This window comes from Paenibacillus sp. Root52 (genome assembly GCF_001426865.1).
In the GTDB taxonomy this organism is placed as follows: Bacteria; Bacillota; Bacilli; order Paenibacillales; family Paenibacillaceae; genus Paenibacillus.
On sequence record NZ_LMFO01000001.1, the window covers coordinates 52,575 to 67,470 of the forward strand.

Consider the following 14,896-nt stretch of genomic DNA (forward strand, 5'->3'; position numbering starts at 1 on the left):
AAACCAGTTTTTGGTAAACCAATCAAGTGCGTACTCTTTATACCTACGATCTCGTTTCTGAAAAGAGACAAAAGAGCAGCCCTCGGACAACCTTAGAGGTTGTGTGGACTGCTCTTTCGTTATTTGTACTATTATCTTTTGATTATTTATTTATTTAATTATTTATCTATTTATTGGAGTGGTGCGTTGTTACTACGAGGCATTTGTGGAGCCCCAGTTGCAGGTACATAAGCTTGAAGCATCTGCTGTGTATCGTTTGCGTTAAGTTGTGGCACTTGATAGTAACCACGTTGGTTCTGATACATAAAAATCTCATAAGCCATTTCAACAAATTGCTGTACCTGTGATGCAACTACACGTCGTACCGTTGGGTTAGTAATTTCAGAGGAAGACATCGCCAGCAATGAAGCGTGAGATTTAATAAGACCTAACATGTGACTGCTAATTCCAGCATCTTTCACATCGGCTAGGGACTGGTTGGGTTTCTTAGGTGCAGATGGCTTAAGTCCATACACAGGCGGAGTCATATTAGGAATCATATAGGTTGCGGTCTCTTGGGAAGGTTTCTGTCCTGTAGCGAAGCATTCTGCGGTCAAGTTGTACTGTGACAACATAAAGTTGTATTGGCGATCCAATATATCGAGCAATTCGGTATCCAATACAAATGTTCTGAAGATCATGTATTGATCTAGAACGTTAATCGCACAGGTTAACACTTCATGCACATCAAACAATTCATGTCCGCCATGGTTTAATGCAGGGATAAACCCTGGGTTAGCATGATTTGTAGGATTGATTTGATTTTGATTCATGTGAATTTAATTCTCCTTTGGGAAATGGTATGATTCTATTATGTTTATTTCCAGCCAAATTATGTATTGTAGGAGGAATCATAATCATTGTTGGAAGAGTTCTGAAATTTTAGTTGAATGTCAAGTGGAGGAAGATCATTGAGAGAACTGAACTACATCAAAATATTTATTTATCTAAGTATAGTTACTGTTGTGACGGTAGGTTTGCATTACGCTACTGCAGCTTGGCTTGATCAGAGATATTTTCGGTTTTTGATCTGGAATCTATTTTTGGGCTGGATTCCGTTTATCTTCTCCTATGTAGCATATGTGTTCAGCTATGTGAAATGGAAAGGTGCGATCTGGCTTGCCATTGCAAGTGGTCTATTATGGCTGTTATTTTTCCCGAATTCATCTTATATCGTAACAGATCTCGTTCACCTGACGGCACGAAGCTCGCGATATTATGGTGGTAATGGTCTGAACTTCACGTATTGGTACGACTTGATTGTGGTGCTCATGTTTGTCTGGGTTGGACTATTGCTTGGATTCCTCTCCATGTATCAGCTACAGGAAGTGATCTATAAGAGAGTTGGGCGGATGGCTTCTTGGATCTTTGTATTGGCAGGGTGTGCGTTGGGAAGCTATGGTGTACTCCTTGGACGAGTATACAGATTAAACAGTTGGGATGCGTTAACGAACCGTTCCGCACTCATCGCATTGATGCAAGAAAGTGTAAGCCGTCCATCCCTAGCCTTCTGTATGTTCTTTGGCGTGTTTATTCTGACCATCTATGCAACACTGTATTATCTGATTAACACAAGAACTACACGACAGAGTAGTTGAATGAATGAGATGCAGTTGGAGTGTGAAAAGGATGATTGGAGGATGATGAAATGACTAGTATAACGGATGTAGCACGTAAGGTGGAGGAAGTCATGGAGAAAAAAGATTTTTCCGGTGTAGTGTTATTACAGCAAAACGGGAAAACACTCTTCTCGAAGGCTCGCGGATATGCCAATCGTAGCGAACAGATCTCGAATACAAGTGATACCCGATTCGGAATCGCCTCTGGATGTAAAGTTTTTACCGCGGTAAGTATATGTCAGTTAATTGAGCAGGGGAAATTCTCCTACGAGAGTCGACTAGTAGATGTACTTAACATTGAATTTCCTTTGTGGGATAAAGAGATTACAGTTCATCAGTTATTGACCCATACTGCGGGCATCCCTGATTACTTCGATGAAGAAGTCATGGAGGATTTCGCGGAGCTATGGCAGGAACGGCCGGTCTATATGATGCAACAATTACGTGACTTTTTGCCAATGTTCCAGAACTTAGCGATGAAATCTGCACCGGGCGAACGCTTCCACTATAATAATGCCGGTTATATTGTGCTAGGACTCATTGTTGAACAACAATCCGGACAATCCTTCACTGAATATGTGGAGTCACATATTTTCAAACCAAGCGGCATGAAGGATTCTGGTTATTTTCGGACGGATCAGTTACCTCCTAACACGGCCATTGGTTATGTTGATCAGGAAGAAGGTACGTGGAATACGAACATTTTCTCGATCCCGATCCAAGGTGGGTCTGATGGCGGGGCGTATATTACAGCGCAGGATATGATTCATTTCTGGCATGCGTTGTTAGGATACAAGTTATTAACAGAGGAGAGTACTCGGAAACTTCTCATTCCGTATTCGCATCAAGAGGATGAAGAATATTACGGACGGGGAATCTGGATTGATCAGAAAGGGGAAGACATCTTCAAGTATCATGTCATGGGATTCGATCCCGGGGTGTCATTCATGTCTTCTGTGTACCCAGTACAAGGCATTCAACTCGTTGTATTATCAAATCAAGAGTGGGGGCCATACCCAGTCACGCTGGCTATTGAAGAATCACTATTAGTTTGATGGAGAGCATAATAGGAGTAGAAATCATTTCGTTCTAAAACGTATATATATCATACTTAGCAGAAGAGCCCTCAACCCAGTAGGTCATTCCTAACGAGATTGAGGGTTCTTTGTATGGTAAGTAACATTTGAAACAGTCTCTATAGATATCGCAACAATTGAGGAGCAATCAACCTTGGAAACACATCCAAAGGAGGCTTCTCTTTTTTGCGTTTATCGTTGGTCAGCACTACAACCAGTTCAAGCGCTGGCACGATATATACGAATTGACCGCCAAATCCTCGAGCGTAATAGTAGTTCAACGATGGTAATGCAAGGTCTGAAGGAGCAATTGCTGTCGTTGATTGTATGTCTGTAGGAAGCACATCCTCGATGAACCGAGCAGACTCTGCCGAACAGGTATCTACCCACCAATGCCAGGCATAATATCCGTGATTAGGAGGGGAGACCGCGATCGCAGGTGTAGTAGAGCGATTCACTAGATCATGCGTGATCAAGGTTGTCCCATTCCACTGACCTTTCTGCAGGAACAATTGACCGAACTTAAGTAAATCCGCAGGAAGCATCTTAAGACCGAAGCCACCGGTGTGCACGCCTTGAGGATCACTCTCCCATTCATAGTCAGTAATCTCCAGTGGGTCAAATAAATAACGTTCAGCAAATGTATTAACGCTCATACCGGTTTGCTGCATCAGAATCGCTGATAAGATCTGGGATACGCCAGAATTATATTCCATGTGTGTACCTGGTGTATGGCTTAAGGTCTGTTCCAATGCAAAATGAACCCAATGATCCGTCCTTGTCATACGTGGAAACGAATTCTGTCCTCCGAACTCATCCCAGTTGAATCCAGCGGTCATCGTTAATAATTGTTCAAGTGTGATCTGTGGTTTTCTTGCATCTGCATCAGTCTGAACTTCTGGGAAGAAGAACGAGAGCGGGGTTGATGCGTCCGGAATCTTACCCTGATCCATCGCCATGCAGACGAGTGCGGAGAGCACACTCTTCGTGCAGGAATTAATTTTGGCTATACGCGTCTTGGCTTCTTCGTTACGATAATGCTGATAGATCAATTCTCCCTGTACACTGACGAGACAGCTTCTCAGGTCTAGTGCAGGAATGATTGAATGTAACATGTCATGTATAGATGAAAGATTCATAGTGTCCTCTCTATCGCTTGGTTTTAGTCATAATCAATGATATCGCATAGGAATGTCCATTATCTTAGCATAGGATTGAAGCGAAGCTCAATAAGAAGAGCCTTTTCAACGTATAGCATCACCAGATTAAACTTCAGCTGATCCCCCACGAATCAATGCTCCGCCATCCTCAGGCATGATCATCAACCTGGACTGGAGACTGATTTCAATTCTCCTTCTTATTGATACACTGGAAAATAACTACAAATGGAACGAGGTGGTTCAGCGAATAAACGTAGAAGTTACATATCATGCTCCGAACGAGTATCTACGTGAAATCAGGCAAAGGAGAAATGAACAATCATGCTAGCACGGATGCTGCAAAATGAATTTAGGCGAAAAAAAGGAATTACGCTGACTTTATTTATTTTTGTTCTATTGGCGGCCATATTAGTCGCTTCCGGCACCCGAATGATCATCGAGTTAACCCATTCAATCGAACATCTATTTACGCAATCCAAAACTCCGCATGTGGTGCAGATGCATTCTGGGGAATTGGATAGGTACAAGGTTAATGAGTGGACGCAAGCAAATGAACTCGTGGATCAATATCAGATTGTAGACATGATTAATGTCGATGGTTCCCATGTTTACTTTGGAGCAGAGTCCGAGAAGGGCAGCATTATGGATATGGATTTTGTTGTTCAAAATAAGGACTTTGATTATTTACTTAATATGAACAATGAAAAGGTTCAGGTGAATAACGGGGAGATTGCCGTCCCGGTGTATTACCTACAGGAGAAACAGCTACAACTTGGAGACCATGTCGTTATTCAAAACGGTACGTTCAACCGATCCTTCCGAATCGTAGATTTTGTTCGAGATGCACAGATGAATCCTTCAATAATTCATTCCAAACGGTTTGTGATTAGCACTCATGACTTTCAAATGATTCAACATAATACTGGAGAGACGGAGTATCTCATTGAATTTCGACTTCTAGATCCGAGTAAAACGAACGAATTCATTCAGACTTATCAACATGCAGGTCTACCCAATTCAGGGCCACTAGTCACCTATAGTTTGTTTCAATTGCTGAATGCACTGACAGACGGGGTTGTTGCAGCAGTAATTATCATGGTCAGTTTAATTCTAATTGTGATCGCAATCTGTTGTATACGGTTCACGATGCTGGCTACGATTGAAGAAGATTATCGGGAGATCAGTGTTATGAAAGCGATCGGCATATCTGGACGTGATATTCGAACGTTATATTTAAGCAAATATGTCGTTATAGCGGGTCTGGCATGTATTGTGGGTTACCTATCCTCGATATTTGTGAATAGGCTGTTCACGTCCAATATCATGCTGTACATGGGAATAGCTCCCACAACATGGCTGAATGAAGCACTTTCCTTATTCGCCGTCGCTGCTATTTTTGCTATTGTCCTAGGATGCTGCATCTTAGTGCTCCGTCGTTTCAATCAGATCTCTGCAATTGAAGGGCTGCGGTCAGGAAGCCTTGGCGATACGAATATTTCCACAATGAAGCTAAGTTTATCTACTAGCCGGTGGTCACGTTCTGTTCCCATTTTCCTGGCGTTACAAGATGTGATTCAGCGTAAACGGATGTTCCAACTGATATTGCTGGTGTTTACAGTAAGCACAATCATCATTATTGTCCCTGTTAATTTCCTGAATACCTTGCGGGCACCTAGTTTTATTTCATATATGGGTGTCGGCCAGAGTGACATTCGTATTGATCTGCGTTATTCCGAAGATGTAGAGCAGCGATACACGGAATTACTCGAACATGTGCGGACGGACAACGATGTGCTGCAATATTCACCCCTTGTAACAAGCCAATTCAACGTACGTAACAATGAAGGAGGCTATGACCACTTAAGCGTCGAGACAGGAGACTTCAATATTTTTCCCTTGTCTTACCTGAGTGGCTCGGCTCCCAAAACTGATAATGAGATTGCGTTATCTGATACCAACAGTCGTGAGATGGACAAAAAGGTAGGCGATCCTCTTGTGCTTATAGTAGAAGGTCGGGAGAAAACAGTGATTGTCAGCGGAGTATATCAGGATGTCACGAACGGTGGGAAGACCGCAAAAGCACTACTGCCGTATGACAAGGATCGTGTGCTCTGGTATGTGGTTAGTTTGGATCTTAAGGATGCAAGTCAGATTAGGGATAAGATTGTTGCGTATGAGCAGGCATTTGCACCGGCAAAGGTCACCGATTTACAGGGGTATTTACATCAAACACTTGGTGGCACTATTGATCAGTTGAAACGAGTGACGATAGCTGTACTTATTGTGTCCCTGTTGGTCTCCATTCTCATTACATCGTTATTCCTCAGAATGCTTGTTGCCAAGGATCACGGAGATATTGCCATCTTACGAAGCTTGGGCTTCGCTCTCTCTAACATAAAACTAAAATATGTCACGATTACACTCATTTTATTAAGCATCGGCGTACTTGCTGGAACGGTTCTAGCCAATACGGTTGGGCCATGGATCATCAGTGCCATTATGTCCTCATTCGGAGCCTCCCATATTGAGTTTGTCATCAATCCATGGCAAGCGTACATCCTATGCCCGCTATTGTTGGCGAGTGCCATCACCATAGCTGCTCTGCTCAGTATTCAATCCATCCGAGAAGCTAGCATTGTCCAAATGATTGTTGAATAAGGAGAATGAATATGACAGTGATATTGGAAGCCAGACATGTGAATAAGTCGCATACGGTTCATCAGCACGAGGAACACCAGATTCTTAAAGATATTAATCTGCAAGTAAGACAAGGTGAGTTTGTCACCGTTATGGGTCCTTCGGGTTCTGGCAAATCTACATTACTATATAATATCAGCGGTATGGATCAGGTTAGTGAAGGAAGTGTTTATTTTGCAGGAGAGAAGATCTCTGCGTTACCTGAGAAAAAATTAGCGAAGCTGCGGTTGAATAAGATGGGATTCATTTTCCAGCATAGTCATCTGTTGAAAAACTTGAACTTGCTCGACAATGTTGTCTTATCGGCTTATTTAGCTAAGAATAGTAGTAAAGAGGTTATCCGTGCTAGAGCGCTCAGATTAATGAAACAAATGGGAGTAGATGAGCTGGCTAGTCATAATATTACACAGGCTTCGGGAGGACAATTGCAGCGTATCTCGATCTGTCGAGCGTTAATTAACAATCCAGATATTTTGTTTGGCGATGAGCCAACAGGAGCGCTGAACTCAAGGACAACTGCCGAGATCATGGATATCCTAGACAATATTAATGCTGCAGGAACAACGATTATGATTGTAACTCATGATGTTAAGGTAGCAGTCAGATCCCAGAGAGTATTATTTATGCTGGATGGTAAACTCGTAGCTGAGTGTAACATTGGAAAATATAACAAGCAGCAGGACATCAAAGCAAGAGAGTCGGTACTGTCTGAATGGCTCACGGAACAAGGGTTCTAAATGAACATAAACATGACTACAATAGACCGACAGTCGGTCTACTGTAATTGGAGGTTGTGCACGTGAGGATCATTAAAAATCCTGAAGAACGTCGGAATGAAATATTGGACGCAGCCGAGGCTTTATTTATTTCAAAAGGCTATACCCAAACAACGATCATTGATATTTTACAGGCGGTGAACATCGCCAAAGGTACGTTTTATCATTATTTTCAATCCAAAGAAGAGGTTATGAATGCCGTTGTGATGCGCTTTATCGCCGTTGGTGTAAATGCAGCGAAGCGAATAGCCGAAGACGATTCTTTGGATGCACATACGAAGATTTTTAACATTATTACTGCTCAAGGACAGGATGTAGGCAACAAGGAACAATTTATCGAAGAATTACACCAAGTCCATAACGTAGAGATGCATCAGAAAAGTCTGGTGGAAACGATTCTGCAACTCAGTCCGATCTTGACAGAAGTGATTGAACAAGGCATTCGGGAAGGGGTGTTCCATACACCGGCGCCAAGAGAAGTGGTTGAGTTTTTGCTGGTCTCTTCACAGTTTTTATTGGATCAAGGCATATTTCAGTGGACAGAGGAGGAACTGCAACGCAAAGTCGAAGCGTTTATGTATATTCTGGAATGTACACTTGGTGCGGAAAAAGGAAGTTTCTCGTATATCATCGAGAGATATCGCCCGAATGAATCAAATTAGCGGAGGGGTAATCCTATGGAACTCACCGAACATCAATCATTTGGTAAATTTCTAATCGTATGGTTTGGACAGCTGATCTCGACAATTGGCATTGGTCTAACGGCATTTTCGCTTGGTGTGTACGCTTTTGAACAAACGAGTACAGCGACTGCGGTAGCTCTAATTACATTGTTCACCTTTTTACCCAATATCGTATTGCGTCCAATCGGAGGTGTGCTTGCGGATCGATATGATCGTCGTACGATGATGATTATTGGAGACTTAGGGTCTGCGATAGGGATACTCTTTATTCTATCCATGTTCATAATAGGAAGTATCGAGCTGTGGCACATTTATGTTGGCGTTGCATTCAGTTCTGTATTCTCCGCTATTCAAAGTCCTGCTTATAAGGCTTCGGCTACCGATCTGTTGACGAAAGAGCAATTTTCCAGAGGCAGTGGCTTGTTACAGCTTGCTGAATCCTCCAAATTTTTGTTATCACCGATTATTGCAGGCATTTTACTTACCATCACTTCGATTGAAGTTATTTTAATCATTAATATGTTAACCTTCCTTATAGCCATTCTAGCGGTACTTGGCATTCGCAGAAGTGCCAGAGTGGATCGAGCGGGTAGGGAGAAGAAGCCTTGGTTCACAGATCTTATCGAAGGCTGGGTCGAAGTGACTACGAACAAGGGTGTGCTGCTGCTCGTCATTATTATTTCGATTGTTACGTTCTATCTTGGATTCTTGGAAACACTCATCGGTCCAATGATATTATCGTTCTCAGATACAAGGACGCTAGGAATGTTTCAATCCATTAGTGCAATCGGTATGCTGATTAGCAGCCTGTGTATTGGTATTTTTACAATGACGAAGAAATATGCCAAGGTATTAGTTATTGGCTTAGTTATGTTAGGTATCTCGTTTTCTCTTATAGGGATATCAACGAATCTTTACTTTATTATCTTTGCCGGATTCTTGTTCCTAGGTACACTTCCTTTTGTGAATATGAGTGCTGATGTGCTGGTGCGTAATAATATTGCTAATGAAAAGCAGGGCAGAGTATGGGGCATTATCGGAATTCTATCGCAACTCGGATTTATCGTTTCTTATAGTCTTGCGGGTTTCCTGGCAGATCATGTGTTCAACCCGTTGCTTATTGAAGGGGGAGCTCTTTCTTCGACCGTAGGTTCTATTATTGGTGTTGGTTCTGGCAGAGGTATTGCTTTGTTATTTATTATTGGGGGAGTGTTTGTGGTCATTATGGCTGCTATCACTTCTCGGTTAAAGCCGATTAAGCTTCTAGAGCAAGGTATGGAGATGGTACCGGGGGAGCCTGTAGGTATAATGCAGGATTGAAGGCATCGTAGATGGATTATTGGTTTGCTTAAAAGGCAGGCTACTGGATTGGTTCAGTTGTAACCATTCAATCACTAGAGATAACGTGATAAACTTGTGAGAGAGAATATGGAAATTTTCACTTCGCTTGTAGGAGGTTACACCAATGTTCAAAATCGGAAATCAAGGAACATTCAAAACATTGCCGGATCAAGCTCTGGCCATTTACCAAGGAGATACCGCTGCAGTAGAAGAGTTCATTAAACAAGGCATGGATCTGGAAACTGAGATTGTACTTAGTCAATATACCGCTATGACACCCATCGATCTCGCTCTAATCTGCAATCAGCCTGCAGTGGTCAGGTTGTTGGTCTCGCACGGTGTTAACCTGAATGCCAAAAATAATCCGGCGATGCTGAAGGCAGTGAGATGTTGTGGGGAAGAGATGGTTCGGTATTTGTACGAGAATGGTGCGAAATTAAACGGACTTAACCGTGTGAAATCAAGCGCGTATGATGAAGCCTATTACGGTAACAAAAAGAACATACCCCTCCTTCATGAACTCGGATTAGATATTCGCAAATTTGGTGGGAAGACTTTACGTAAAGCAGTAGCTGATCACGATATGAAGACCCTCGAGTATTTACTGCGTGAAGGGGTAGATATCAATTATAATGAGCCAGATATGGTCTATCCGTACAAAGCGACGCCTCTCACGGTAGCGGCACGATCTAATAACATGAAGATGGTTCGATATTTGGTAGAACAGGGCGCGGATGTTACGATCCAGGAGAAGGACGGTGAACGGGCATACACCATTGCGCTTAGTCAAAAAAATGAAGAAATGGCCGAGTATCTGAAATCTCTCGAACCAAAGGAGTTCCATGACATCAGCAATAAGTTGTTAGCGTTGAAGCCATACAAGTTGCCGAAGGAATTAATCACTTTTCTATCCGAAGCACCACGGCGCATTGAAATTGCTGAGAACGAGTCCAACGTTCAATATGTTGAAATATTTAATCTGGTAGATACGGTTGAGATGAAAATGGGTAGACAGAAGCTGCTACGGATCTCATCTGAATTGGATCAATACTCGCACTTAATGATGGTATGGCATCCTAGCAAGAAGTGTCTTGGATTCTATGATATTGAACACCAAGAGTACGAGAATGTTGCTGTGCTTGATGCATTTTTGGCTGATCCGGGAACTTTAATTGCGAACTACATGAATCAGCTCTGATCGATTCGAATATGTTTTAAGTTTCAGCCATTTAGAGAAGAAGTTCAGCGAAGTCTGGTTTATTAACCAGACTTTTTTCTATTTACAAATGGTGGGATATTAAGAACTCGGATGTTTTCCATTTTTCTAGGCTTAAAATCGCTATACGCAACATAAAGTACACAATGAGATGAATGTGCAGAAGGAGGAAACGGCATGATCGATCCGATATTACAAGCCCCGAACGTACAGTTAGCAGGGGATTCTACAGCCCTGTTGTACTACAAGCGGGATCCACGAAATTATGTAACTCAGTTGTTTGGAGAACAGCTACCTACCATCAAAAATGGTTTCTTCAACGTACACATGAGTAAAGGTATTATTGTACAGCCACACTGGCACACGAATACAACAGAGATGATTGTGTTAATTAGCGGAGAGATAACAACCTCCGTATTTGACCCATTTACCCGTAAACGAATCAGTTACCATCTAATACCCGGGCAAGTGGCGATTTTTCCCAAAGGGTGGTTTCACTGGTTTGTAGCAGATACAGATGATGTGCATTTGCTCACTATTTTTGATGTGCCAACACCTGACATTGTGCTTGGTGCTGATTTCCTCGCAGCAACACCGCCTGAGGTGGCGCATCGCGCGTATTGTATCGACGAGGAAGCCTATGCCAAAGCCGTTGCCTCCATTCAAAATGATGCAATTCTTGGTCCACCGATTGGTTGTGTAGAGCCAGCTTACGATCAGACTAGTCAACCATCCAAAACATTAAAATCAGACAAATCATCGAAAGCGTAATTCTCACATATTTGCATCGTAGTACATAGACTCGTGAACTGGAGCGTCTTCCAGATACGGGTCCTTTTTCTTGTGTTTTATCATGTAGAGCTGGTTCAGAAACGGTAACATGGTCTTAAGTAAATCCATTAACACGTACATAATTCTCTGTTAGAATAGTTTGCATATATCATTTGTTGTCCAACTATATACTTCATCAACATAGAAAGTGGAGGGCTAAACTATGGCAATGAAAGAGGCAGAAATGCTCGAAATCGCTGCGAAATATGCACCAGTTCTAATGTTTGATATGAATGAACCCTTTTATCCTGACTTTGTAGGAATCTCACTGTTGGAACGTCCCGGGGCATCTCCATCATTTAGAAGAGAGATCGATTTTCCCGTGGAGGCTGTGCAATACGTTATTGAATATGCCATCTGGTGGGATTATGAGATTGGACATTTGTATGAAATGGAGCATGTATGGATCTATGTTGGTCACGATGGCGAAGTCGTGGATTGTGAAGCCAGTTTTCATGGTAAAGTACTCCGAGGCATGTTGAAGGATCGAATCAATGTTGTGAACAATCAGGTGATTCTGTATTCACAACCGGGCAAGCATGCATTTTCACCTTTACCTATCGTATTTGAGCTGTTGCCAGACTTATATAGTGCAGCAGGAGTGAAGGCTGGGTGTGATGGTTTGTTAGTCAATGAGCTATTCCAGGACTATTTTGAAACGAATGCAGAGATCGATGCCCGTGTGCGGAATTATCTATTAAGTAAATCGTTTATACCCACCATGGTATTTGAAGAATATCCATTGAAGCTGGAAACATTCATGTCATGGGACAGGCTGTTTGCACTAATTCCACAGCGAATTAAGAGCCGATTAACAGAACTGGAACATTTGTTTGAACAATCTTCGTCTTCTTCATCTTAGTTGGATAGTTAAGCTCAATTCATATATACCATTAAATTATAAGAACAGAGAATCAAACTCTTTAGAAGAGTTTGATTTTTTTGTCATCTATGAAGATATAATCTCAATTGGATGAAATTTGAAATTGCGGCCTGAATCCAAAGTCACAGAAATGCAAACCCACTAATTTGAACACAGGCTTTGCTTTGAGTGTATATAGGTCTTTGTACTTGGTATAAGTGATTCTAAATACCTTACATTAGATGAATTACAGATATATTAAAAATGTTAATAAATTTAATAGTTGTTTATATTTTCGTAATTGCGAACGATTAGTGATTAATAATATGAATATTTAGATTTTCTTTTACAAAAAGAAAGGTACTGTAGAATCCTTTATTTTTTTCGTATTAGTGAAATATTTAATAAATGCAAATCTTCTATTCACATTTTTGATAGTAATGTCGAAATAAATCGTAAGTTGTCTAGAGCGTTGCCCGGGGGAAGGGGTTACAGACGCAAATAAATACATAACTGGACACGAAGATGCCTAGGAGGAGATTAGATGAAGTGGTTCGGTAATTTGAAAACAGCAACAAAGATTATTTCAGCATTCTTAATTGTGTCCATGATTTTGGCAGCACTCGGGATTTATTCAGTGATTACATTGAGAAGTACGAACGAACGAATGCAAGAAATGTATAATAACAATCTTATGTCTGTAAAAGAACTATCAGCAGCACAAGTAGATTATCAGCGTATGCGTGTAGGTGTGCGCGACCTAAACACTGAATCCATTGATGCTGAACAAACAAGAATTATGGATAACATCGCCTCAATTCGTCAAACGCTGGACGATCACATCAATAATTACCGCGCTTTAGCAACTACTCCACAAGAAAGCGATCTACTTCGAAACTTTGATACACAGTATCCAAATTATTTAACCTTGTACGACCAAGGAACACAGATAGCTTTAAGTGACAACAACGCTGAATTCACGAGATTCCTTAGAGAAACTTTAAAACCTCCTGGTGATGGTGTGGTACAAGTACTGCAAGATTTAATGAATATTAATATAAGTCTAGCTGAAGAAGCAAATTCAAAATCAGAAGCGGCTTATTCCGCCTCCTTTATGGTAACAATCATTTTAGTTGTTCTCGCAGTGACGTTTAGTATTTTAATCGGATATATTATTTCACGTTCCATTTCCAAACCGTTATTGTCCATGGTGGAATTGGCAAGGGAAGTGTCTAACGGTAATCTGACCCTCAAGTCAGATATTTCAAGCCGTGATGAAGTAGGTCAACTAGCCCAAGCCCTGAATCGTATGGTCGATAACTTGAAAACATTGATTGACAGCATTGTTATAAACTCTCAAAGTGTTGCGGCATCATCTGAGCAAATCTCAGCAAGTACACAAGAAATTGCAAGCACAAGCACAAGTCAATCGAGCGAAGCAGCGAATATTTCTGAACTGTTCAAGGAACTTTCCCTTGCCATTAACTCGGTTGCAGCAAGTGCTGAAGAAGCAGCAGAGCTGTCTAATGATACCGTGAAAACAGCCCGTGAAGGTGGACATGTCGTGCAAACTTCACTGGAAGGCATGCAGGCTGTAAATCTTAAAATGTCACAGTTAGAAGAAGATTCTCGCAAAATTGGTGACATCATTGAAGTGATCGACGATATTGCAGAGCAGACGAATCTACTTGCGCTGAACGCAGCTATTGAAGCGGCACGGGCAGGGGAGCAAGGCCGTGGGTTTGCTGTTGTAGCCGATGAAGTACGTAAACTTGCAGAGCGAAGCGGCGAAGCAACAAAAGAGATCACGAACATTATTAAAGTGATGCAAGAAAACACGAGACAGAGTGTACGCGCTGTAGCAGATAGCGTAGAGCAGTCCTCTATGACAGGGCAGGCATTTGATCAGATTATTGAGATGGTCAATAATTCTTCACACAAAGTGAACGAAATTGCAGCTGCATGTGAAGAGGAAGCGGCACAGGCGGCAGAAGTGATGAGTTCTGTTGAATCGATCTCAGCATCTAGTGAAGAGTCCGCTGCGGCTTCAGAAGAAACTGCAGCAACATGTCAATCACTAGCACACTTGGCTGAAGAACTGTCTCATTCCGCATCTGCATTTAAGACTCAATAATCAAACCAAACAGAGGTGACCAGATGTCTTCACTTCAGCAAGAGCAATACATTGAACTATCCGTTGGGGCTGAAACCTGCGCGATCCGAATCGAAGAGATTCATGAAATTATTAAAATGCTCAGTATTACCGACATTCCTTACAGCCGTCCGGAGGTAAAAGGAGTAGTCAATCTTAGAGGCAAGGTTGTATGCGTAGTGAGTTTACGCAATCTGTTAGGAATGCCTGACGAGCCGGATACAAGATCAACACGAATTATTGTTGTCCGTTATCAGGATGAATATGTGGGACTTATCGTAGACAAAGTCAATAAAGTGACTACGTATAATGAGATTCATCCTCCGACCAGTGGACATGCCCGAAGCCGAGAAGCCGTCTTTCTTGGTGTTGGGCAACGTGAAGACCAACTCGTGGGCATTTTGAAATTAGAAGAGATATTGGGCGGATAGGGAGGGGAACATG

General features: G+C 41.9%; 13 protein-coding genes. 11 read left to right on the forward strand and 2 right to left on the reverse strand.

The window, feature by feature from the left end; all coding sequences use genetic code 11:
- Positions 1 to 170 precede the first annotated feature (170 nt).
- Positions 171 to 812, reverse strand: coding sequence for a spore coat protein (locus tag ASD24_RS00260; RefSeq protein WP_056689757.1), 642 nt, complete (start codon positions 810 to 812; stop codon positions 171 to 173).
- 138 nt (positions 813 to 950) lie between these two features.
- Here ASD24_RS00260 and ASD24_RS00265 point away from each other — a divergent pair, with 138 nt between their 5' ends.
- The gene (locus ASD24_RS00265; RefSeq protein WP_056689759.1) at positions 951 to 1,637 is read left to right on the forward strand and encodes a DUF1361 domain-containing protein; all 687 of its coding nucleotides are present in this window, start codon (positions 951 to 953) and stop codon (positions 1,635 to 1,637) included.
- A gap of 50 nt (positions 1,638 to 1,687) precedes the next feature.
- Positions 1,688 to 2,713, forward strand: coding sequence for a serine hydrolase domain-containing protein (locus tag ASD24_RS00270; protein WP_056689762.1), 1,026 nt, complete (start codon positions 1,688 to 1,690; stop codon positions 2,711 to 2,713).
- 140 nt (positions 2,714 to 2,853) lie between these two features.
- On the opposite strand, the gene ASD24_RS00275 is transcribed toward ASD24_RS00270, so the two are convergent.
- Positions 2,854 to 3,849, reverse strand: coding sequence for a serine hydrolase domain-containing protein (locus ASD24_RS00275; protein ID WP_235540244.1), 996 nt, complete (start codon positions 3,847 to 3,849; stop codon positions 2,854 to 2,856).
- A gap of 366 nt (positions 3,850 to 4,215) precedes the next feature.
- Here ASD24_RS00275 and ASD24_RS00280 point away from each other — a divergent pair, with 366 nt between their 5' ends.
- From ASD24_RS00280 to ASD24_RS00320, 9 genes are all read left to right on the forward strand, one after another.
- On the forward strand, positions 4,216 to 6,552 hold the full coding sequence (locus tag ASD24_RS00280; protein ID WP_056689768.1) for an ABC transporter permease: 2,337 nt from the start codon (positions 4,216 to 4,218) through the stop codon (positions 6,550 to 6,552).
- 11 nt (positions 6,553 to 6,563) lie between these two features.
- Positions 6,564 to 7,328, forward strand: a complete 765-nt coding sequence (locus ASD24_RS00285) for an ABC transporter ATP-binding protein (protein ID WP_056689771.1) — start codon at positions 6,564 to 6,566, stop codon at positions 7,326 to 7,328.
- A 62-nt stretch (positions 7,329 to 7,390) separates the two neighbouring features.
- A complete protein-coding gene (locus ASD24_RS00290) occupies positions 7,391 to 8,029 on the forward strand; it encodes a TetR/AcrR family transcriptional regulator (protein WP_056689774.1) in 639 nt (212 codons plus the stop codon).
- Positions 8,030 to 8,044: 15 nt separating this feature from the next.
- On the forward strand, positions 8,045 to 9,370 hold the full coding sequence (locus tag ASD24_RS00295) for an MFS transporter (RefSeq protein WP_056689778.1): 1,326 nt from the start codon (positions 8,045 to 8,047) through the stop codon (positions 9,368 to 9,370).
- 145 nt (positions 9,371 to 9,515) lie between these two features.
- Positions 9,516 to 10,589, forward strand: a complete 1,074-nt coding sequence (locus ASD24_RS00300; protein ID WP_056689781.1) for an ankyrin repeat domain-containing protein — start codon at positions 9,516 to 9,518, stop codon at positions 10,587 to 10,589.
- A gap of 195 nt (positions 10,590 to 10,784) precedes the next feature.
- Complete coding sequence (locus ASD24_RS00305; protein WP_056689784.1) at positions 10,785 to 11,378, forward strand: cupin domain-containing protein; 594 nt, start codon at positions 10,785 to 10,787, stop codon at positions 11,376 to 11,378.
- 223 nt (positions 11,379 to 11,601) lie between these two features.
- The gene (locus ASD24_RS00310) at positions 11,602 to 12,300 is read left to right on the forward strand and encodes a hypothetical protein (RefSeq protein WP_056689787.1); all 699 of its coding nucleotides are present in this window, start codon (positions 11,602 to 11,604) and stop codon (positions 12,298 to 12,300) included.
- A gap of 544 nt (positions 12,301 to 12,844) precedes the next feature.
- Entirely contained in the window at positions 12,845 to 14,434 is a 1,590-nt protein-coding gene (locus tag ASD24_RS00315; RefSeq protein ID WP_056689790.1) for a methyl-accepting chemotaxis protein, read from the forward strand.
- A gap of 23 nt (positions 14,435 to 14,457) precedes the next feature.
- Positions 14,458 to 14,883 carry a chemotaxis protein CheW gene (locus tag ASD24_RS00320; protein WP_056689793.1) on the forward strand — a complete coding sequence of 142 codons (426 nt, stop codon included), beginning with the start codon at positions 14,458 to 14,460 and terminating at the stop codon, positions 14,881 to 14,883.
- Positions 14,884 to 14,896 lie beyond the last annotated feature (13 nt).

Coding starts and splice junctions, on each gene's coding strand:
- ASD24_RS00260 (WP_056689757.1), bottom strand. CDS start 812: ATGAATCAAAATCAAATCAATCCTACAAATCATGCTAACCCAGGGTTT.
- ASD24_RS00270 (WP_056689762.1), top strand. CDS start 1,688: ATGACTAGTATAACGGATGTAGCACGTAAGGTGGAGGAAGTCATGGAG.
- ASD24_RS00275 (WP_235540244.1), bottom strand. CDS start 3,849: ATGTTACATTCAATCATTCCTGCACTAGACCTGAGAAGCTGTCTCGTC.
- ASD24_RS00280 (WP_056689768.1), top strand. CDS start 4,216: ATGCTAGCACGGATGCTGCAAAATGAATTTAGGCGAAAAAAAGGAATT.
- ASD24_RS00285 (WP_056689771.1), top strand. CDS start 6,564: ATGACAGTGATATTGGAAGCCAGACATGTGAATAAGTCGCATACGGTT.
- ASD24_RS00295 (WP_056689778.1), top strand. CDS start 8,045: ATGGAACTCACCGAACATCAATCATTTGGTAAATTTCTAATCGTATGG.
- ASD24_RS00300 (WP_056689781.1), top strand. CDS start 9,516: ATGTTCAAAATCGGAAATCAAGGAACATTCAAAACATTGCCGGATCAA.
- ASD24_RS00305 (WP_056689784.1), top strand. CDS start 10,785: ATGATCGATCCGATATTACAAGCCCCGAACGTACAGTTAGCAGGGGAT.
- ASD24_RS00310 (WP_056689787.1), top strand. CDS start 11,602: ATGGCAATGAAAGAGGCAGAAATGCTCGAAATCGCTGCGAAATATGCA.
- ASD24_RS00315 (WP_056689790.1), top strand. CDS start 12,845: ATGAAGTGGTTCGGTAATTTGAAAACAGCAACAAAGATTATTTCAGCA.
- ASD24_RS00320 (WP_056689793.1), top strand. CDS start 14,458: ATGTCTTCACTTCAGCAAGAGCAATACATTGAACTATCCGTTGGGGCT.